The 19106-nt window shown below is 70.1% G+C and carries 17 protein-coding genes, 1 tRNA gene and 1 pseudogene; 9 read left to right on the top strand and 10 right to left on the bottom strand.

From position 1 onward, the window contains the following. Positions 1 to 153 precede the first annotated feature (153 nt). Positions 154 to 531, top strand: coding sequence for a VOC family protein (locus AB0I67_RS24565; protein WP_357927629.1), 378 nt, complete (start codon positions 154 to 156; stop codon positions 529 to 531). Positions 532 to 601: 70 nt separating this feature from the next. Next, positions 602 to 1342 (top strand): annotated as a pseudogene (locus tag AB0I67_RS24560) (DMT family transporter); the annotation flags it as partial. A 46-nt stretch (positions 1343 to 1388) separates the two neighbouring features. On the opposite strand, the gene AB0I67_RS24555 reads toward AB0I67_RS24560, so the two are convergent. Then, positions 1389 to 2603 carry an FAD-dependent monooxygenase gene (locus AB0I67_RS24555; RefSeq protein WP_357927626.1) on the bottom strand — a complete coding sequence of 405 codons (1215 nt, stop codon included), beginning with the start codon at positions 2601 to 2603 and terminating at the stop codon, positions 1389 to 1391. 63 nt (positions 2604 to 2666) lie between these two features. Here AB0I67_RS24555 and AB0I67_RS24550 point away from each other — a divergent pair, with 63 nt between their 5' ends. Next, the gene (locus AB0I67_RS24550) at positions 2667 to 3272 is read left to right on the top strand and encodes a TetR/AcrR family transcriptional regulator (RefSeq protein ID WP_357927625.1); all 606 of its coding nucleotides are present in this window, start codon (positions 2667 to 2669) and stop codon (positions 3270 to 3272) included. On the opposite strand, the gene AB0I67_RS24545 is transcribed toward AB0I67_RS24550, so the two are convergent. Together AB0I67_RS24545 and AB0I67_RS24540 are read right to left on the bottom strand one after the other, a co-directional pair. Next, positions 3269 to 5584: a hypothetical protein gene (locus AB0I67_RS24545; RefSeq protein WP_357927624.1), complete on the bottom strand. Its 2316-nt coding sequence runs from the start codon at positions 5582 to 5584 to the stop codon at positions 3269 to 3271. The genes AB0I67_RS24550 and AB0I67_RS24545 overlap by 4 nt on opposite strands. 24 nt (positions 5585 to 5608) lie before the next feature. After that, a complete protein-coding gene (locus AB0I67_RS24540) occupies positions 5609 to 6187 on the bottom strand; it encodes a GNAT family protein (RefSeq protein ID WP_357927622.1) in 579 nt (192 codons plus the stop codon). A gap of 112 nt (positions 6188 to 6299) precedes the next feature. On the opposite strand from AB0I67_RS24540, the gene AB0I67_RS24535 reads away from it, so the two are divergent. Genes AB0I67_RS24535 through AB0I67_RS24525 form a run of 3 tightly spaced genes read left to right on the top strand, consistent with a single transcriptional unit; the run spans position 6300 to position 9684 of the window. Continuing rightward, positions 6300 to 7502 (top strand): acyl-CoA dehydrogenase family protein, encoded by a 1203-nt coding sequence (locus AB0I67_RS24535; protein WP_357927621.1) that lies wholly within the window; start codon positions 6300 to 6302, stop codon positions 7500 to 7502. Next, a complete protein-coding gene (locus AB0I67_RS24530) occupies positions 7493 to 8632 on the top strand; it encodes an acyl-CoA dehydrogenase family protein (RefSeq protein ID WP_357927620.1) in 1140 nt (379 codons plus the stop codon). Before AB0I67_RS24535 ends, AB0I67_RS24530 begins: the two co-directional genes overlap by 10 nt. Before the next feature lie 56 nt (positions 8633 to 8688). After that, entirely contained in the window at positions 8689 to 9684 is a 996-nt protein-coding gene (locus tag AB0I67_RS24525; RefSeq protein ID WP_357927619.1) for an acyl-CoA dehydrogenase family protein, read from the top strand. Here the strand turns inward: AB0I67_RS24525 and AB0I67_RS24520 are convergent. Next, the gene (locus AB0I67_RS24520; RefSeq protein ID WP_357927617.1) at positions 9681 to 10262 is read right to left on the bottom strand and encodes a TetR/AcrR family transcriptional regulator; all 582 of its coding nucleotides are present in this window, start codon (positions 10260 to 10262) and stop codon (positions 9681 to 9683) included. The two genes, AB0I67_RS24525 and AB0I67_RS24520, sit on opposite strands and share 4 nt — an antisense overlap. A gap of 169 nt (positions 10263 to 10431) precedes the next feature. Between AB0I67_RS24520 and AB0I67_RS24515 the strand changes: the two genes are divergently transcribed. Then, positions 10432 to 11193: a nuclease-related domain-containing protein gene (locus AB0I67_RS24515; RefSeq protein ID WP_357927616.1), complete on the top strand. Its 762-nt coding sequence runs from the start codon at positions 10432 to 10434 to the stop codon at positions 11191 to 11193. Here AB0I67_RS24515 and AB0I67_RS24510 read toward each other — a convergent pair. From AB0I67_RS24510 to AB0I67_RS24490, 5 genes are read right to left on the bottom strand one after another with little or no spacing between them, the layout of a single operon-like run. Then, on the bottom strand, positions 11129 to 11866 hold the full coding sequence (locus AB0I67_RS24510; protein WP_357927614.1) for an alpha/beta hydrolase: 738 nt from the start codon (positions 11864 to 11866) through the stop codon (positions 11129 to 11131). The two genes, AB0I67_RS24515 and AB0I67_RS24510, sit on opposite strands and share 65 nt — an antisense overlap. A 19-nt stretch (positions 11867 to 11885) precedes the next feature. After that, on the bottom strand, positions 11886 to 12155 hold the full coding sequence (locus AB0I67_RS24505; RefSeq protein ID WP_357927612.1) for a helix-turn-helix transcriptional regulator: 270 nt from the start codon (positions 12153 to 12155) through the stop codon (positions 11886 to 11888). Then, positions 12155 to 12652 carry a DUF2975 domain-containing protein gene (locus AB0I67_RS24500; RefSeq protein ID WP_357927610.1) on the bottom strand — a complete coding sequence of 166 codons (498 nt, stop codon included), beginning with the start codon at positions 12650 to 12652 and terminating at the stop codon, positions 12155 to 12157. The genes AB0I67_RS24505 and AB0I67_RS24500 overlap by 1 nt, the downstream gene beginning before the upstream one ends. A gap of 60 nt (positions 12653 to 12712) precedes the next feature. Further along, complete coding sequence (locus tag AB0I67_RS24495; protein WP_357927608.1) at positions 12713 to 14053, bottom strand: VWA domain-containing protein; 1341 nt, start codon at positions 14051 to 14053, stop codon at positions 12713 to 12715. Between the two features lie 53 nt (positions 14054 to 14106). Then, complete coding sequence (locus AB0I67_RS24490; protein ID WP_357927606.1) at positions 14107 to 14952, bottom strand: MoxR family ATPase; 846 nt, start codon at positions 14950 to 14952, stop codon at positions 14107 to 14109. A gap of 120 nt (positions 14953 to 15072) precedes the next feature. On the opposite strand from AB0I67_RS24490, the gene AB0I67_RS24485 reads away from it, so the two are divergent. Both AB0I67_RS24485 and AB0I67_RS24480 read left to right on the top strand, forming a co-directional pair. After that, a tRNA-Lys gene (locus AB0I67_RS24485) sits at positions 15073 to 15146 on the top strand. Between the two features lie 918 nt (positions 15147 to 16064). Next, positions 16065 to 17063 carry an HNH endonuclease signature motif containing protein gene (locus AB0I67_RS24480; protein ID WP_357927604.1) on the top strand — a complete coding sequence of 333 codons (999 nt, stop codon included), beginning with the start codon at positions 16065 to 16067 and terminating at the stop codon, positions 17061 to 17063. A gap of 672 nt (positions 17064 to 17735) precedes the next feature. On the opposite strand, the gene AB0I67_RS24475 is transcribed toward AB0I67_RS24480, so the two are convergent. Continuing rightward, positions 17736 to 18974 (bottom strand): hypothetical protein, encoded by a 1239-nt coding sequence (locus AB0I67_RS24475; protein WP_357927602.1) that lies wholly within the window; start codon positions 18972 to 18974, stop codon positions 17736 to 17738. Positions 18975 to 19106 lie beyond the last annotated feature (132 nt).

Here is a 19106-nt window from a genome sequence, read left to right as displayed (position 1 = left end):
AAGACCCCCGCCGTCCGAGACCCCCGGCCCCTCCGTGAGACCCCCAACCTCCGAGAGGTCCCCGCCCCTCCGTGCGACCCCCGCCCCTCCAAGAGGGAAACGCTGTGACATACCTGACGCCACCTGACAGGTAAGCGCGGAAGCATGGCTCGCATGACGACGAAAGCCAAGCTCATCGCTACGACTATCGACTGCCCCAACCCCGGCGAGCTCGCCGAGTTCTACCACCAGATCACCGGTCTCCCCATCCAGGTGACCCACGAGGACTACGCCGCCGTAGGGGACGAGACGGCCACGATCTACTTCGCCCGCCTGGACGAGCACCAGGCCCCCGCGTGGCCGGGTCCGGACAAGCAGTTCCATCTCGACTTCCGCGTCCCGGATGTGGACAAGGCGGTCAAGGAGTACGAGGCACTGGGCGCGACCAGGCCGGACTTCCAGCCGGGCCTGGAGATCGAGGGCGGCGGCTGGGTCGTCATGCGCGACCCGGCGGGCCATCTGTTCTGCGTCTGCCCGGAGAGATCAGCCTAAAGGCCGATTCAAACGCCGCCCTGGGCTAATACTCTGTATCAATGCTCTTCACGGACCTCTGCGGGCGCCCATGACCTGGGTCGGCCTGGTGATCGCCCTGCTAGGGGCCCTTGGGTACGCGCTGGGCGCGGCGCTGCAACAGTACGAAGCGGTGGCGGAGGGCGCGTCGCTGACGTTGATGCGCCGCCCCCGCTGGTGGATCGGCGGCGCCATCTCCTTCACCGGCGCCTGCCTGCACGCGGTGGCGCTGAGCTTCGCGCCGCTGGTGGCGGTGCAGCCGATCAGCGTCGCGACGCTGGTGTTCGCGGTGCCGCTGGCCGCGTTCATGTACGGGCGCAAGCCGTACAAGGCGGAGGTTCTCGGGTCGATCGCCGTGACGGTCGGCCTGCTGTGGCTGATGTTGCTCGTGCCTCCGCACAACGTGAAGCCGTACCTGAGCACGCCGAGCGCGCTGGGGTTCATCGGCGTGATCGCGGTGATCGTGGTGGTGGCGCAGCTCGCGGCCCGGCGGGTGCACGGGTCGGCGAAGGCGCTGCTGCTGGCGGTGGCGGCCGGTGCCGCGACCGCCAGCGTGTCGACGTTCGTGCGCGTGGTCGGCGGCGGGTTCGACGGCGACTTCGGCACGCTGCTGCACTGGTTCACCCTGGCCATCCCGACGCTGCTGGTCTGCGCGACGGTGTTGCTGCAGAAGTCGTACGCGGTCGGCTACTTCGGCATCGCCTACGCGGGCGTGCAGGTGGTCGACCCGATCACCAGCGTGATGGCCGGGGCGATCCTGCTCGGCGAGCCGCTGCCGACCAGCCCGAGCACGGCGGTGCCCGCGCTGCTGGCCGCGGCGCTGACGGTGGCGGGCACGATCACGCTCGGCCGGCTGGCCCCCGATCACTCGAAGCAGCAGCCGAAGCAGCAGCCGGCCCAGAAGGCGACCCAGGCGGGGACGCAGCAGCAGCCGATCCAGCAGCCGCCGGTCCAGCAGCAGGGGCCGGAGGCGGGGCCCATCCCAGCACCTCTTCCTGCGACCGCAACAGCAGATCTGGACTGATCCGCGAGCCCAGGCTGAGCGCCAGGTTGCGCAGGCCGGTGGCCACCGGGTTGCGCCACATGACCGCCCGGTTCACCGACGCCGCCCGCGCGACGATCTTGCTGGTCCGCGGCAGCCGTACCCGCGTGTAGGCCTCCAGGTCGGGCGCGACGGCGGCGAGCACGACCGCGTCCTCGATCGCCTGGCAGGCGCCCTGGCCCAGGTTGGGCGTCATGGCGTGCGCGGCGTCGCCGAGCAGCGCGACCTTGCCGTGGTGCATGGCGGGCAGCGGCTGGGCGAGGTAGTGGACGTCGCTGCGGATGATCCGCGCCGGGTCGAGGCTCTCCAGCAGCGAGCGGATCGGGTCGTGCCAGTGGCCGAAGCGGCGCAGCAGCTCGGCCTTCTCGTCGGCCAGGACCGTGCCGGCCGGCAGCGCGTCGGTGGCGTAGATGTACACCTCGTCGTCGGCGAGCGGCATGATGCCGAAGACCTTGCCCTCGCCCCAGCTCTCCGCGCTGTTGAGCGGCCGGTCGGGCTTGGGGGCGAGCGCCCGCCACGCGGTGGCGCCGGAGTAGACCGGCCCCGGATGGCCGGGGAACAGGCGGGCCCGGTTGGCGGAGTGGATGCCGTCGGCGACGACCACCAGCTCCGCGTCGTAGGCCTCGGCCGGTCCGGTCTCGACGCCGAGGTGCAGCGCGTGCGTGGGCAACGCGCCGACGAGCAGTTCCGACAGCCGCGCCCGGCGCATCAGCACCACGCCGTCGCCCCAGCGCTCGATCGCCTTCTCCGGCGTGGTGCGGGTCAGCCAGCGGCCGTCGCTGCGCCGCAGCCCGGCCTCGCCCTGGATCGAGGCGAGCTTGCGCACCTCGTCGCCCAGCCCGATGGTGTCGAGCGCCTTGAGCGCGTTGGCCGCCACCGCCAGCCCGGAACCGATCGGCTCCAGCTTGGGCGCCCGCTCCAGCACGCGCACCTCCCAGCCGCGCTGGTGCAGCGCGATGCCGGCGGTCAGGCCGCCGATGCCCGCTCCGATGACCACTGCCCGACGACCCATGACCGCCCCTCCCGCAGGGAAACTACAGCTGTAGTGAGCAGACTACACCTGTAGTATCGCGGTGTGAACCGTACGGAGCTCATCGCCGAGACCGCGATCACCCTGCTGGCCGAGCGCGGCATGCGCGGGCTGACCCACCGCGCGGTGGACGAGGCGGCCGGCCTGCCGCCCGGCTCGACGTCCAACCTGGCCCGAAGCCGCGCGGCGCTGCTGGAGCTGACCCTCGCGCGGCTGACCAGCCTGGAGGAGGAGGCGCTGTCCGAGGTGTTCGTGCTGCCGGCGGGCGACCTGGTGGAGACTATGGCCAAGGGGCTGCAGGCGCAGCTCGCCGACCGGCGGCGCACCCTGGCCCGCTACGAGCTGGCGCTGGAGGCGACCAGGCGGCCGGAGCTGCGGGAGATCTACGACCGGGCGGGGGCGCGCTTCCGAGACCCCGCCGTCGCGCTGCTGGCCGCCGCCGGTTTCCCGGACCCGGTACGGCAGGCGCGCCAGGTGGTGTCCTACTGCGAGGGCGTGCTCTTCGACGCCATCGTCGGCGCGGGCGCCGAGCCCAGCGTCGAGGACCTGCGCGCCGGCCTGGCCGAACTGCTCACCGGCCTGGCCGTGAGAAGGCCGGACCCGGCGTCCGAGACCGCCGAGCCGCCACCACCGAGCCAGGAGAAGGGCTAATCGCAGGTCTCCCGGTGTGGAAGCCCCGCGAGGAGCCGCCGCCAGTCGGCCGGTGACAGCCCGCCCGCCGTGGCGCAGATCGTGTCCGCGGCCCGGTCGAGCGCCTCCGGCGCCCCCGAGGCGGTGAGCGACAGGCTGATCACCGTACCGTGCCCGGTGAGCACCCGCAGTCCCTCCCCGGTGAAGCGAGCCTGGGCCGGCCGGGCGCCCGCGCTGGGCAGCCGCCGGTCGACCAGGAGCGCCCCGTCCGACAGCCGCCAGACCCGCACGTGGTCGTGCGCGGTCCCGGCCAGGAACCGCCCGTCGGAGCTGAAGCGCAGCGGCCCGGCCGCCGGGGTGAGCGGCAGCTCGCGGCTGGGCGCCCCGTCGAGCCCGAAGATCTGCACGCCGCGCTCGGTGGCGACGGCGATGCGCTGCCCGTCGGGGCTGAAGGCGGCGTAGTCGAGGGCGAACCCGGCCAGCCAGGGCGCGGGCCGGCTCTTCTGCCCGTCCAGCCAGCGCAGCTCCGACCGCGAGGCGTCGAAGACGAGCGCGAGCTGGTCGCGCGGGGAGACCAGCGCGTACTCCCCGTCGAAGCGCACCCGCCCGGCCCGCAGGTCCCAGGCCCAGCGTTCGCCGCTCTGCCGGTCGGCGGCGAAGACGAGGCCGCCGCCGGGGCTGAACCACGCCGAGTGCTCGCCGGGCCAGTCGAGCCCTCGGCCGATCTCGCCGAGCGCCTGCCCAGACCAGGCGTCCCACAGGAAGGTGCGGCCCGCGCCGACCATGGCCAGCTTGCGCCCGTCCGGCTCCCAGGCCAGGGCGCGGATCTTCTCGGGCACGTTCTTGGCCACGAGCTGCTCGCCGGTCCGCACGTCGTAGACGCGCAGCACGCCGTTGGTGACCGCGGCCAGGTGCGAGCCGTCGTCGCTGAGGGAGTGGATGGAGCGCTCGTCGGCGCCCGGGTCGGTGAAGACCGACAGCGCGGGGTCGGTCGCCGAGCGCCGCAACGCGTCGGCGGCCTGCTCGACCGGGGCCAGTTTCCAGGCGGCCAGGCTGAGCCGCCGCGCGGTCACCGGGTCGGCCACCCGCAGCTCCTCGGCCTTGCTGGCCGCCAGCCGGGCCATGGTCTCGTCGAGCTGGTCGCCGGTGCTGCCCGTCTGCCACAGCGCCAGGCCGGCGGCCAGCAGCGCGAGCACCAGGCCGCCGGCGACGACGGCCAGTCTGGTGCGGGCCCGGCGGCGGCTGCGGGCGGTGCCGGCGTCGAGGAACTCCTGCTCCTCGTCGCTCAGCGTCACGTGCCGGCGGGCGGTGGCCGCCCAGGCGACGATCTTGTCGACCTGCGCGGGCGGGATCAGGTCGGCGTCGCGCCGCCCGCTGGTGTCCCACCGCCGCGCGGCCTGGGCCAGCTCGCGGTGTACGGCGAGGCCCTCGCGCTCCCCGTCGAGCCATTCCCGCAACCGGGGCCAGGCTCGCACCAGGGCGGGGTGGGTGATCGTCACGGTGTCGGTCACGGTGAGCAGGCCGGCTTCGCCGTACGCCTGGAGCACGGGTTCGGCGCGCTCGCCGAGGTCGGCGCGGGGGACCGAGCAGCGGGTCTCGCCGGGCTCGACCAGCCGCAGCAGGATCTCGGGGACCAGTTCCTGCTCGGCGCTGGGAAGGGCGAGGTAGACCTGCTCGGCGCGCTCGCCGAGCGGCGGGTCGTCCACGGGTTCGGGGGGCAGGAGCCGTCCCTGCTGGGACTGAGGGGCGTCGAGCAGGGACAGGAGTAATCGGCGGGCGTCGGGCCGGCGGCCGGGGTCGGGGTCGCGGGCCTGGCCGACCAGCTCGCGCAGGGCCCGGTCGAGCTCGCCGCCGGCGGCGAACTCGATCAACTCGGCCCAGGCGGCGATGTCGGCGGGCGGGCCTTCCTCGGCGCCGGCGGCGCCGAGCCCGATCAGCCGCGGTCCCTCCGGGCCGAGCAGCACGTGGTCGGGGTCGACCGCGCCGTGCGCCGTGCCCGCCTCGTGCACGGCGGCCAGCGCGGTGACGGTCGCGGAGGCCAGCCGGTAGAGCTCGTCGCAGCCGTAGGGCCCCTGCTCGGCGACGACCTGGCGCAGCGTGGGCCCTGGCACGTACTCGCTGACCACGTACGGCCGCTCGCCCTCCAGGTCCGCGTCGACGAGCTTGGCCACGTACAGCGAGGTGACCGTCTGGGCCCGGCGGCAGGAGGAGCGGTCGGCGGACTTGGGTAACAGCATGAGCGCGTAGCGTGAACCGGCTTGGTCGTAGGCTTCGCGCACGGCGCCATTGCCGAGACTGGCGCCGAGCCAGTAGGCGCCCAGCCGATCATCCATGCGCGGTTAGATGCCGCCTTTCGGCTAACGGTTCAGGCGAGCCCGGTGCTCCGGCCACTCCTCCTTGAGAATGCCGAAATGTACGCTGTCGCGCCAGGTGCCGTCGGGACGCTTCCGATGCCGGCGCAGGGTGCCCTCGTGCACGCCGCCGATCCGCCGGATGGCCGCCTGCGAGCGGGTGTTCAGCACGTCGGTCTTGAGCAGCACGCGGTTGTAGTCGTGCTCGTGCGCGAACAGGTGGTCGATCAGCAGGATCTTGCACGAGGTGTTCACCGCGGTGCGCCACACCGCCCTGCCGTACCACGTCCAGCCGATCTCGACACTGTGGCTGTAGGTGGGCACGTCGCCGAAGGTGGTCCAGCCGACCGCGTGGCCGTCGTGCACGACGGCGAAGGGCACGTAGTGGTCGGGCCGGCCGATCAGGTACTGGGCGAGGCCGGCCAGCTCGTCCTTGGTCCGCGGCGTGGGGCAGGGCATCCAGCGCCACACCTCCTCGTCGGCGCCGCCGGCCTCGAAGAGGTCGGGCACGTGGTCAAGGGTGAGCGGTTCCAGGCGGACCACCGCGTTCTCCAGGACGACCGGAGCGGGCAAGGCGTGTGTCATGGCAGGAGGGTAGCGGCGCGGCCGGCGCCCGGTTGAGTGCCACCTGGGGCGATTAACGGGAAGCCAGTCGCCGTGGTCGACAGTCATACCGACCGGTCGGTAGTGTCGCGGCATGGACTTCGCCTTCGACAGCGTCACCGAGGAACTGCGCCGGCGCCTCCTGCGCTTCATGGACGAGTGCGTCTACCCCGCCGAGGCGGCCTTCGACGAGCAGGCGGCGACCGCCGGCTGGGGCCCGCCGCCCCTGCTGGAGGACCTGAAGGACGAGGCGCGCAAGCGCGGGCTCTGGAACCTCTTCCTGCCCGGCGAGCACGGCGCCGGCCTCACCAACCTGCAGTACGCGCCGCTCGCCGAGATCATGGGCCGCTCGCCGAGCCTGGCGCCGGCGGCCACCAACTGCGCGGCGCCGGACACCGGCAACATGGAGGTCCTCTCCATGTTCGGCAGCGAGTGGCAGCGCAAGGAGTGGCTGCGCCCGCTGCTGGAGGGCGAGATCCGCTCCGCCTTCGCGATGACCGAGCCGGACGTGGCCTCCTCCGACGCGACCAACATCGCTACGAGCATCGTCCGCGAGGGCAACGAGTACGTCATCAACGGCCGCAAGTGGTTCATCTCCGGCGCGATGAACCCCAACTGCAAGATCTTCATCGTCATGGGCAAGACCGATCCCGAGGCGCCCTCGCACCGGCAGCAGAGCATGATCCTGGTGCCCCGCGACACGCCGGGCATGACGATCAAGCGCGGCATGACGGTCTTCGGCTACACCGACGGCGACCACGGCGGCCACGCCGAGGTGCTCTTCGAGGACGTGCGGGTCCCGGCCGACAACCTCGTCGGCGAGGAGGGCGGCGGCTTCGCCATCGCCCAGGCCCGCCTCGGCCCCGGCCGCATCCACCACTGCATGCGGCTGATCGGCATGGCCGAGCGGGCCATCGAGATGATGTGCAAGCGGGCGCTGGAGCGCACCGCCTTCGGCAAGCCCATCGCCCAGCAGGGCGTGGTCCAGGACTGGATCGCCGAGTCGCGGGTCCGGGTCGAGCAACTGCGGCTGCTGGTGCTCAAGGCCGCCTGGCTCATGGACACCGTGGGCAACCGGGGCGCGCACACCGAGATCCAGTCCATCAAGATCGCCGCGCCGCTGACCGTCGAGTGGATCCTGGACAAGGCGGTCCAGGTCCACGGCGCCGGCGGCGTCTCCCAGGACTTCCCGCTGGCCGGCCTCTGGGCGCACGCCCGGACCCTGCGCCTGGCCGACGGGCCCGACGAGGTGCACAAACGATCCCTTGCCTACCGGGAGCTGAAGAAGTGGATGTAGTCACCAAGTTTCTGGAGAACGCGCCGTCCGACCGGCTCGAGTACCTGAGGGCCCGCTTCGACGCCGGCCTGGCCTGGGTGCACTTCCCGGTCGGCCTGGGCGGGCTCGGGCTGTCCCGCGAGCTCCAGCCCGAGATCGAGGCGGCACTCAGCGGGCACCCGCAGCCCGACTTCGGCGTGCAGACCATCGGGCTCGGCATGGCCGCCCCGACCATCCTCGCCTTCGGCACCGAGGAGCAGAAGCGCCGCTTCCTGCGCCCGCTCTACACCGGCGAGGAGATCTGGTGCCAGCTCTTCTCCGAGCCCGGCGCCGGATCCGACCTGGCCACCCTCGCCACCCGCGCGGTCCGCGACGGGGACGAGTGGATCGTGGACGGGCAGAAGGTCTGGACCTCGGGCGCGCACCACGCCCGCTGGGCCATCCTCGTCGCCCGCACCGACCCGGACGTCCCCAAGCACCGCGGCCTGACCTACTTCGTCTGCGACATGCAGGCCCCCGGGGTCGAGGTCCGCCCGCTGCGCCAGATCACCGGCGAGGCCGAGTTCAACGAGGTCTTCCTCACCGGCGTCCGGCTCGGCGACGACCTGCGGCTCGGCGAGATCGGCGACGGCTGGCGGGTGGCGCAGACCACCCTGATGAACGAGCGCGTGGCGATCGGCGGCAATCCGGTACGGCGGGGCGGCGGCATGATGCAGCCGGTGCTCGAAGCCTGGCGCGACCGCCCGGAACTGCGCACCGAGGAGCTGCGCCAGCGGCTGCTCAAGGTCTGGGTCGAGGCCGAGGTGACCCGCCTGTCCGGGGTACGGCTGCGCGAGCAGCTCGCCGCCGGCCAGCCCGGCCCCGAGGGCTCGGGCATGAAGCTCTCCTTCGCCAAGCTCAACCAGGAACTGTCCGGGATCGAGGTCGAGCTGCTGCGCGACCTGTCCTACGACGACTGGAGCTTCCGCCGCTCCGGCGCGGTCGACTTCTTCGGCCGCGGTCCCGGCTACCGCTACCTGCGGGCCAAGGGCAACTCGATCGAGGGCGGCACCTCGGAGATCCTGCGCAACATCGTCGCCGAGCGTGTGCTGGGGCTGCCGAGCGAGCCCCGCGTGGACAAGGACGTGCCGTGGAAGGACCTGCCCAGATGAGCGCAGCGAACCAATCGACACAGCGACCCGGTCAACGGGCCGACGGAGGAGGCCCGATGACCCTGCTGTACAGCCCCGACGAGGACGACCTGCGTTCGGCGGTCCGTTCGCTGCTGGCCGACCGGGCCTCCTCCTCGGCCGTGCTCGCCCGCGTCGAGTCGGCGCAGCCGTACGACCTGGACCTGTGGAAGACGCTCGCCCAGGAGATCGGCGTGGCCGGCCTGCTGGTGCCCGAGGAGTACGGCGGAGCCGGCGCCACGGCGCGCGAGGCGGGCGTGGTCATGGAGGAGCTCGGCCGGGCGGTCGCGCCCGTGCCCTTCTTCACCAGCTCGGTCCTGGCCACCAAGGCGCTGCTCGACGCCGGCGCGGGGGAGGAGCTGGAGCGCCTGGCCGCCGGAGAGGTCACCGCGGCGCTCCTGGTGCCGCTGGCGGCCTCGCCGTACAAGATCCTCACCGAGGGTCTGGTGGCCGGCGCGGAGGCCGCGGAGGTGCATCTGAGGGTCGAGGAGGGCGTGCTCTACCGCGTGGAGGGCGCCACGGTCGAGGTCGTGCCGTCGCTGGACCTGACCCGGCCGGTGGCGCGGGTCTCCGGCGGCGAGCGGGTGGCCAGGCTGGGCGAGGTCGATCTGGGCGAGATCCTCGGCTTCGGCGCGGCCCTGCTCGCCTCCGAGCAGCTCGGCGTCGCCGAGTGGTGCCTGGAGACGACGCTGGCCTACGTCAAGCAGCGCTACCAGTTCGCCCGGCCGGTCGGGTCCTTCCAGGCGATCAAGCACCGGCTGGCGGACCTGTGGCTGGACGTGGTCCGTGCCCGGGCGGCGGCGCGCAACGCGGTCGCCGAGCCGTCGCCGATCTCGACGGCGACGGCGGCCTCCTGGAACTCCTCGGTGGCCGTGCACGTGGCGGAGGAGGCGGTCCAGCTCCACGGCGGGATCGGGATGACCTGGGAGCACCCGGTGCACCTGTACCTGAAGCGGGCCAAGGCCGACGAGATCGCGCTGGGCACGCCCGGCGACCACCGCGAGGCCCTGGCCGGCCTGGTGGGGCTGGACTAGGAGGCCGGCTTCAGCGAGGTCAGCAGCAGGTCGGCGAAGTGGGCGCCCACCTGGGCACCGGTCAGCGGCCCGTCCGCGTGGTACCAGGTGCCCAGGTGGTGCACCGAGCCGAAGAAGAAGTCGACCACGATCTCGGCCGGCACGTCGGCGCGGAAGACGCCCTCACGCTGGCCCTCGGCCACCAGGGCGCGGAAGCGCTCGTGGTAGCGCCGCCGCTCGGCCCTGACCGTCTTCTGGGTCTGCGGCGCGAGCAGGTGCATCGAGCGGAAGAAGATCTTGGAGTCGTCGAGGTTCTGGGTGGTCGTCTCGACCACGTCGGCCGCGGCGCGGTAGAGCCGCTCGGCCACCGGGCCCGGCCCGTCGGCGATCTCGGTGAGCCGGCCGGTCTGCATCCGCAGCAGGCGGGCGTAGACCTCGTGGAGCAGGTCGTCCTTGGAGTCGAAGTAGTGGTACATGGCGCCCTTGGTGACGCCGGCCGCGACCACGATCTCCTGGACCGAGGTGCTCTCGAACCCTTGCTCGGCGAACAGGCGGGTGGCCTCGCCGAGCAGTCTCTGACGTACCGGTTCTTCCTTCACGTCTCCTGAGCATACCGACTGGTCGGTAGATCGGCGCGTGATCTGATCGGGTTGGTGTTATTTCCATAACCTCCCGCACGTCGCGCTCCAACTTAGGGTATCCATCCCTCGGCGAGGGATCTCCGGCGTGGCAGATCCATGCATTACCTACTCAGTCGGGGAGTTCGGCATGCCCGGTGGCTCGATCTACGTTCAGCGGGACGAGAAGTTCACGGGTAACTCAGCGCAGTGGTACTACGAGAAGTACTGGCACGAGGACGCGCGCAGCCGCCAGAGGCTGCGCGCGGTGAAGGGCGTCATCGCCCTCGCGGGCGCGTTCTGGCTGGCCATGCGCCTGGATCTGACCGGCGCGGTCTTCTACGCGCTCGGCGCGGGCCTCGCCGCGGCGGGGCTCGACTGGTACCTGTCCTGGCGCTCCTACCGCGCCACCGCCGTCTGGCGGGGCCGCCGGCGCGGCGAGCTCGTCACCGGACGGCTCCTGCGGCGCTCCCTGCGGGGCCATCGGGTCCTGGACGGGCGGGCCATCCGCGGGCAGGCCTCCATCGACCACCTCATCATCGGGCCCGGCGGCGTCTGGATCGTGGACAACGAATCCTGGAGCCCCGACACCGAGATCGCCACGTACGGCGGGCGGTTGTTCTTCGGTGAGAAGTACGGCACGGCGGTGGCCAAACCGCTCGTGGAGACCGCGGCGGCCTTCGCGGAGCTGCTCACCCGCGAGACCGGCATCCCCGTGCAGATCGGGACGCTCCTGGCGGTTCACTGCGGGCAGCTTCCGAGGCGCGGCCTCGTCGCGGCCGAAGGGGTCACCCTGGCCAAGCCCTGGCTGATCGCGCGGCTGGTGCGCCGTACGGTCAACCAGGTGCTCACCGAGGCGCAGATCGAGGTCCTGGCCCGTACGGCCGCCCGCGAGCTGCAACGCGTCGGCTGACGGCGATCGGGGAGCGTGGGGCTCCCCGACGCCCAGGTTCACCGCCCTCGAACAAGGCGGCGCGCTCAGGCTCGCCGCCCCGGTAGAAGGCGGTCAGGGTCTCGGCCAGCGCGGCGGGATCGGGGTCGTGCGGTTGCCCGTGGAGCGTGCGCCGCTCCGCGTCGGGCAGCACGGCGGCCAGCGCGGTGCAGTCCGCCGTCATGCCCGCGTCCAGCCCGCTGTCGGCCACCAGCACCGGCGCCCCCACCGTCACCATCGCCGCCGCCGAGAAGGCGCGCGCCATCGCCGCGTCGTAGCCGGCCACCTCGGTGCCGCCCAGCGACGGCTCCCACACCGCCACCCTGCCGATCGGCAGCCCGCGCGCCGCCGCGGCCAGGACGACGAGCGCGGCCACCGAGCCCCCCACCACGTACGGCAGGCCCCCCGCGGCCTCCAGCACCGCCCGCAGGTCGTCGAACTCCCGCTCCGGCGCCCACGGCAGGATGTCGCCGCTGTCACCCCGCCCGCGCCGGTCGTAGGTGTACACGGTGAACCTAGCGGCCAGCGCCTCGGCCAGCGGCGCCCGCGCCCGCCGGTGCGCCGCCCCGTCGCCGACCAGCACCAGCGGCGGCCCGCCGTACCCGCGCCGGTCGAAGGCGATCGCCGTGCCGTCCCTGGAGATGACTGTGTCCACGCACACGAGGTCCATGCGCTCAGCCTCGCGCCGGCGGGTGCGCCTCCGAATCCGTGCCCACCACTGATCCACCACGGAATCCCGGCTCGGCCTCCCAGCGCAGCAGGTCGCCCGGCTGGCACTCCAGCACCTCGCAGAGCGCCTCCAGCGTGGTGAACCGCACCGCCTTGGCCCGCCCGTTCTTGAGCACCGCCAGGTTGGCCGGGGTGATCCCCACCCGCTCGGCCAGCTCGCCGACCGACAGCTTGCGCTTGGCCAGCATCACGTCGATGTCGACCACGATCGGCATCAGATGACCTCTTCCAGCTCGGCCTGGAGCTTGGCCGCCTCCACGTCCCGCGCCACCGCCTGGGCCAGCAGCATGCGCAGCACCAGCACGATGAGCGCGACCCCGAGGATCGCCAGGCTCACCCCGCAGATCAGCAGCACGATGCCCGGCGCGACCGCCTCGCCCGGCGCCAGCAGCACCGCCATCGCGAACGTCAGCACCGCCGCCGCCACGATGGCCCCGATGACGATGTGCACGTAGCGGAAGGCGGCGGTCGAGAAGACCGTGCCGCGCCGCACCATCGTCACCAGCCGCCAGACGCAGACCAGCACGACCTGGGCGGTCACCACGCCCAGGAAGACGATCGCCAGGAACGGCGTCCGCAGGTAGGCGTAGTCCGGGTTGAGGCCCTCCATGTCCTTCGCCAGCAGCGGCAGCATCACCGCCTGCACGAACACCGATCCGGCCAGCAACACCACGAGCACGGTGCGTAGCGCGTTGACGGTCAGCTTTCCCATGACCCCTCCTTCGAATGTCGATAGAAATCTATCGACATTCGATAGGTACGGCAAGCGGGGTCAGGCGAGCTCCTCGATGAAGGCGGCGAGCTGGGCGACGTTGCGGCATTCCCGCATCGGCAAGACCGCCGCGTACTCCGACGCGATCGAGTCGCCGGTGTCCCACTGCGCCCGCGGCTCCGGGTTGAGCCAGTAGGCGTGCCTGGCTTGCCCGGTCAGCCGCTTGACCAGGTCGAGCGCCGGAGGCTGGTAGTTCGACCTGGCGTCGCCGAGGATCAGCAGCGCGCTGCGGGGGCCGACGGCCTCGCCGTACCGTTCGGCGAAGCGCTCGAAGGCGTGGCCGTAGTTGGTGCGCCCGAACCGCACCATGTCGGCCTCGTTCGCCAGGCGGGTCATCGCCTCGACGACATCGGAGCCGGGGGCGAAGAACCGGGTGATCTCGTCCACCGTGTCCACGAAGCCGAACGCCCGCACCTTGGTGAACTGCTCGCGCAGCGCGTAGGTGAGCAACAGGGTGAAATGCGCGAACGACGCGACCGAGTCGCTGGTGTCGCAGAGCACCACCAGCTCCGGCTTGTGCGGCCGGGGCGGCTTGAAGTGCGTGGCCATCGGGACGCCGCCGGTCTGCAGCGAGGCCCGTACCGTCCGCCGGAAGTCCAGCCGGCCGCGCCGGCCGTGCCGGTGCTTGATGCTCAGCCGGGTGGCCAGCCGCCGGGCCAGCGGGTACACCTCGCGGCGCAGCGCCGCCAGGTCCTGCTTGGTGGCGCGCAGGAAGTCGATCTGGTCCAGCGGCGGGCGGACCGTCGAGCGGGCGATCTTCTCCGTGCCCGAGTCCTCCGCGATCCGCCGCCGGACGTCGGCGGCCACCTCCTGCTCGAACTGCTGGATACGGCCGGTGATGCGGGTACGGGCCGTCTTCTCCGGCAGCCCGCCGCGCTCCTGGCCCGCCAGCACCTCGTTCAGCAGCCGTGCCATCAGCGTCTCGGGGGACAGGGCGCGCAGGACGCTGTAGGAGAACCAGTTCTGCCGTCCCGGGCCGGCCTCCTGGCGGCCGAACCGCTCCACCATCGCCTGGGCGAAGCGGCGCAGCTCCTCGTCGCTGCCCTCCGCCATCAGCCTGGCCAGCTCGTCTCTCAGCTCGGGGAGCTCGGCCGTCGCGGGGTCTGTCCTCGTGGTCTCGTACTTCTCGGCGAGCTCGGTCGTCACCCTGGGGAACCACAGGTCGAACAGCACGTCGAAGCCTGGGCGGTAGGCGGGCTTCTTGATCAGCGTGGCGGCGTACGCCTGCCGTACCGACTCGCGCTCGGTCAGCTCGACCACCTGCAGCGCCCGCGCCGCATCCAGCCCCTCGGCCAGCGACACCGGGATCCCGGCCGCCCGCAACGCATGCACGAACCCCACATGCCGATCCACCAGACTCTGCGGCCGGCTGGTTGGGGTGCCTTGAAGAGGGTTCATCTCAGGCCCAGTTCCTTGACCGCCCGATCCTGATCAGACGCGTGCTTGAGCACCACGCCCAGCGTCCCCGCCACCGTCGCGTCGTCCAGCGCGTCCTCCAGCTCGGCCCGCCCCAGCGCCACCAGCGTCCGCGCCCAGTCCACCGTCTCCGCCACCGACGGCGCCTTCTTCAGCTCCATCGCCCGCAACGTCGCCACCGTCCGCGCCAGCTTCTCCGCCAGCTCGGCCCGGATCGTCGGCACCTGCGCCAGCACGATGTCCCGCTCCCGCTCCGGCGTCGGATACCCGATGTGCAGGTACAGGCATCGCCGCTTCAGCGCCTCCGACAGCTCTCGCGTCGCGTTCGAGGTCAGGATCACGTACGGCCTGCGTACCGCAGTGATCGTCCCCAGCTCCGGAATCGTCACCTGGAAGTCCGACAGCAACTCCAGCAGCAGCCCCTCGACCTCCACATCCGCCTTGTCCATCTCGTCGATCAGCAGCACCGCCGGATCCGTGCTCCTGATCGCCTTCAGCAGCGGCCGCTCCAGCAGGAACTCCTCCGAGAAGATGTCGTCATCCGCACTCGTCGCCTGGATCCGCAGCAGCTGCTTCTTGTAGTTCCACTCGTACAGCGCCCTGGCCTCGTCCAGCCCCTCGTAACACTGCAGCCTGATCAGCCGCGCCCCCGTCGCCTCCGCTATCGCCTTGGCGAGCTGTGTCTTCCCGACCCCGGCCGGCCCCTCCGCCAGCAGCGGCTTCCCCAGCGCTCCGGCCAGGTACGCCGTGGTGGCGATCGCGTCATCGGACAGATAGCCGGTCGCGGCGAGCCGCTCGCTCGCGTCGGCGGGTGAGTCGAACATCCACACTCCTGGGTGCCGTGTGTAGCTGGAAACCGAACTTTATTCTCCCGGGTCGATTCTCGCTGCTGAGACCCGATTCGACCAAGGTCCCGGATGTGGGTATATTTCTTCTCGCAGCACGCGCCGCTAGCTCAGTTGGTTAGAGCAGCTGACTCTTAATCAGCGGGTCCGGGGTTCGAGTCCCTGGCGGCGCACCTGACAGAAGCCCCAGTTCGGTATCACTGAGCTGGGGCTTCTTTGTCTGGGCGGATTGCTGATCTTCGTCGTGCACTGCTGCGCATCCGTGATGATCGGCTCATCGGGCGGACCTCGTACAACAGTGCCCGGGCCAGCGTGGTCCTACTGGTGCCGGTGACGCCGACGGTCCAGGTCGAACCGACCCAGCACCATTGGACCGCCGCCGGGTGTGGTGAAGGCCGTGGCGTGTCCCGAGCCTGATGGCGCCGCGGTTCCTGAAAACTGCAGTCCCTCGCCCAGGACGGGTCGAGATCGGAGCCGGTCATCCGGCACCGCCCGTCAGAAGATGAACGTAGCGCGCAGGCGCCGGTCGAGTTGGGCGGCGGTGTATCGCGGGACGGCCTGGAAAGCGAGGGCGACGATGCAGAACCTCCCTGCTCAAGCCCTCCAGGCGTATGACGAAAGATGGCGACTTCGTGGTCGCATGCAAGCCAGGCTGGACCGCGCGGTTTCGCTCTTGCTGTTCGGCTGCGGCGAGTCGGGTCCCCCGGTAAGAGCGTGGTGATCGTCGCAACACTTGCCGGAGCGGCAGCCGGCCCAATTGTCCGGCGGCTGGTCTGCAGGTGAGGCTGACTCTGCGGGGACGCTGCGCCTGCGGGTGATGCAGCCCGTGGCGGACGGACCGCCCTACCCTCCACTGCTTCTTGATGGACTTCCGCTGCTCCCGCTTCCACAGCCCCGGGAGGAAACCGTGTCAGGTAACGCGAAAGGCCGGACACTCGATTCTATGGGGAGAGCCCGGAGATAACCGGGCCCGCTGCAGTGGGCCAGTCGCAATAAACCGGTTGTATACAGTACGGAGATGTGCAAAAGGGACGAAAAGTCCGCCCTCTCCGGCCCGTCGTCGATCCCAACTTTCGAAAGAGCCCTCGCCTATGCCCGCCCCCCTTCTTGTCCTTCTGCTCATCGCGGCTGTAATCATTGTTCCGTTGGCCGGCGGCGGTTTCTGGCCGACGGTGCTGGTACTGGCCGCGATCCTCATTGCCAACCCCGTCGTTCGGACCATCCGCAAGAACCGCTACTTTGCGTCCGAGCACTTCCAGGCGCTCAAGGCGGAGGTCTCCTCCGTCGTGGCCGAGCACAACGATGTCGTTGACTACATCAAGGAAATCCGTGCTCAGGGCTCGTTCGAACTCGGGTCCTCGGCCACGGGACAGCACGCCCACCTCGCCTCGTTTGAAAACACTTCGGCGTGGAACTACCGGCGCGACCGTAATCTGGCCGAATACGCCCCGCACGTGCATAATTCCTCGCTGCAAGTCGTGCGCAACGCCAGCGCTGACCCGATCAAATACTTGATGAAATATTTCGCCATCAAGGCCGATCAAGACACGCTCGCCGATATCCAGCGCGTCGCAGCCGACATCTCTCGGCTGGAAGAGGCTATTGCTAACGTCGGGGCGCGAGAGGCGGAAATCACCACGAAGATCAACCCGCCTGCGTTCATTCTCAAGTATTACCGCGAAGAGTTCTGGGGGCAGATCGGAGCTCATTTGTCGCCCATTGAGGTGCCTTATCCGCAGTACAAGTTCCAGTACATCTCGGCCGGTGGCAACAGCGCCCAGACGACGACCATCGAACTCAACACTCCGACGCTTGAGGCGTTGGCCGCGACGCTAGTTGACAAGATCCGCTGGACCAAGTCCGCTGCTGGGCAGCGTGCGCTGATGACTACGAGGCTCCGCAGTCAGATCAAGGAGCGCGACAACCACACTTGCTTGAACTGTGGGGTATCCCTGGCCGCTGAGCCACACCTGCTGCTCGAGGTCGACCACATCATCCCCGTGTCCAGGGGTGGGCTCAGCGTGCCCGAGAATCTGCAAACCCTGTGCTGGAAATGCAACCGCGCCAAAGGCGCCAAGATCGTCGTCTAGTGCTCTAGTGACACTTTGGGATCATGGTTGAGATCTGCGCCGGTAGTAGCATTGGCGGGCGGTGGCTTGGTGGGGTGGTCGCCATGTCGATTAACGCAGGATCTCCTCGGTCAAGCGGTGAGGGTTCAGCAGGACCGCGGCCAGCAGGCGGCGGGTCTCCGGCACAGTGAGCGCGATGTGACCGGCACGCAGCGTTGTGTCGAATTCGACCTAGCGGACGGCCAGAACCGGGAGGAAAGCCAACGCCAGCATCACCAGGATGATGTGCCAAAGCCACGGCGCTCAGCCGCGAACCTCGACGTGGTCAGTGGCCGGCTGACGAGGCGAAGCGGCATCCCTCGGTACCGCGAGTCAAACGGCTGACGGTGGTGCACCGCGACCACCACCGTTCTGCGACGGATATCAGACTGGAGGATGCGACCCTTGGAACGGATCCTCCACTGCCTTCTGTCGACGTGCCGGCGCGATTCGCCACCCATCATCCAGTAGCCAGGCACTTCAACGAGGCCGAGCTGCGGCGTGAGGTCGAGACGCGAATGCTCGCCTCTCGTGATCGTTGTCAGAAGACGGGCAGACTTGTCATACGGCCACTCCCCGCATAAGGCCAGCGTGATCGCGAGTGCGTCAAGAAACACACCGGAGCCTGCTAGAGCCCGGGAGGCTCAGCCCTGCTTACCCGCGGAAGCGGTTGGAGAAATGCCACTCGAAGTAGTTCCGGCTGCGTTCAGTGAAGGAACCGCACGCACGTCCGGCAAGGCGGGTGAGTTGGCTAGCCAGGGCTCCCTCGGCCGCTGACGTCGCGGTCACGATCTTGCCGTCGCTGGCAACTGAGATGTAGCCGGTTTCATAGAGGACGTCGCAGCCGAACTGGCATGCCAGCATCGCCACGTGGCGGTCGAGCCGTTCGTCGTCGTTGCAGAGGCTGCGCAGCTTGATGTGCGCGGTGATCAGGAAGCGGACGGGGTAGGTCTCTCCGCAGAAGGAGCACTCCGCTTCGGTCGCTGAGCCGAGCAGCGCGCGGCGAAGGGCGGCTTGCTCTCGGCGTTGAGCGGCTGTGACCGGGCGGTTAAGGTCGCCCTCGAAGTTCAGGGAGTAGTCGGCGTTCTCGGGTACGTCGAAGACGCCGGGGGGCTGGATCGCGACGCAGGGTGGGGTTCCTTCGATGAGTTCGGCGCCAGGCAACGTCAGTAGGACGGCTCCGATGAAGGAACTGCGGTGGCCGATTTCGTTGGGGTGAATTGGCACTTGGCCATGTGCGCGAAGCAGGTCGAGCGCAAGTTGCACCTCGGCGATCGATACCTGCTGGCCGTCAGGGGATCGCTCTGTTGCGACGCGGGCGTAGGGCGGCTGCACGTCGAGGATGCGGTTGGATTTGCCCGTCATGGTGAAGATGTCTTGGCCAAGGAGTCGGCGCAGCAGGTTGGTCGCGCTGTCTTGCGCTTCAGCGGGGAGAGCCACCGGAAGGTCCTCGAAACGATCAGCGAACCTATCCAGGAAACGGGCACCGAAGTCCTCATTCACGCGGAAGAGGTAGCCCTGGTTGACGCCGCCGTCCTTCTTGAACGGGCCGCCAGGCGAAGAGTGCCCTGTGCGCCAGGCCTCTGGTATCTCTTCTCGGTGGACTGGGTGAGAGGCCTGACGGTAGGCCACGCGTACGAGGCGACCGTCCTCCTCCCAATCGCTTTGCAGGTCATTCGGACGGGGGGCATCGACTGCTGCGGCGGTCACTACGCTCAGTGCCACCACGTGCTGGCGTGCGTAGTGCAGCACTGTGTCGCCGAGGCGCACTTCCGTCATGGTGGTCCAGTGGGCCTGGCGGCGTCCATTTCGGCCGGCTTTCGGTGCCCACAGGATGCCTGCCGCAAGTTCCTGATCGAACGTGCGCTGCTGATTTACCCACCAGGTTGCCACGCAGGAGATCCCTTCTTCTCGTGAGGAACTCAGCGTAGGGATATGGCCGGCATTTCCTGAATAGTCTGCCTTGGGCTTGTGGGGTTCATGAGGAGAGGTTTGGTGAGCGGCCTGCGAGGCGCCTGGTCTTGG

This window comes from Nonomuraea sp. NPDC050310 (assembly GCF_040655795.1).
Lineage (GTDB): Bacteria > Actinomycetota > Actinomycetes > Streptosporangiales > Streptosporangiaceae > Nonomuraea.
Note: the sequence above shows the minus strand (reverse complement) of the source record. Positions and strands in the feature narration are given on the sequence as shown.

What these genes read in the sequence shown, in the direction of transcription:
- AB0I67_RS24505 (WP_357927612.1), bottom strand. Translation starts at nt 12,155, where the DNA reads ATGCCGATCGTGGTCGACATCGACGTGATGCTGGCCAAGCGCAAGCTG.
- AB0I67_RS24490 (WP_357927606.1), bottom strand. Translation starts at nt 14,952, where the DNA reads ATGTTCGACTCACCCGCCGACGCGAGCGAGCGGCTCGCCGCGACCGGC.
- AB0I67_RS24555 (WP_357927626.1), bottom strand. Translation starts at nt 2,603, where the DNA reads ATGGGTCGTCGGGCAGTGGTCATCGGAGCGGGCATCGGCGGCCTGACC.
- AB0I67_RS24480 (WP_357927604.1), top strand. Translation starts at nt 16,065, where the DNA reads ATGCCCGCCCCCCTTCTTGTCCTTCTGCTCATCGCGGCTGTAATCATT.
- AB0I67_RS24540 (WP_357927622.1), bottom strand. Translation starts at nt 6,187, where the DNA reads ATGACACACGCCTTGCCCGCTCCGGTCGTCCTGGAGAACGCGGTGGTC.
- AB0I67_RS24515 (WP_357927616.1), top strand. Translation starts at nt 10,432, where the DNA reads ATGCCCGGTGGCTCGATCTACGTTCAGCGGGACGAGAAGTTCACGGGT.
- AB0I67_RS24525 (WP_357927619.1), top strand. Translation starts at nt 8,689, where the DNA reads ATGACCCTGCTGTACAGCCCCGACGAGGACGACCTGCGTTCGGCGGTC.
- AB0I67_RS24535 (WP_357927621.1), top strand. Translation starts at nt 6,300, where the DNA reads ATGGACTTCGCCTTCGACAGCGTCACCGAGGAACTGCGCCGGCGCCTC.
- AB0I67_RS24565 (WP_357927629.1), top strand. Translation starts at nt 154, where the DNA reads ATGACGACGAAAGCCAAGCTCATCGCTACGACTATCGACTGCCCCAAC.
- AB0I67_RS24545 (WP_357927624.1), bottom strand. Translation starts at nt 5,584, where the DNA reads ATGGATGATCGGCTGGGCGCCTACTGGCTCGGCGCCAGTCTCGGCAAT.
- AB0I67_RS24500 (WP_357927610.1), bottom strand. Translation starts at nt 12,652, where the DNA reads ATGGGAAAGCTGACCGTCAACGCGCTACGCACCGTGCTCGTGGTGTTG.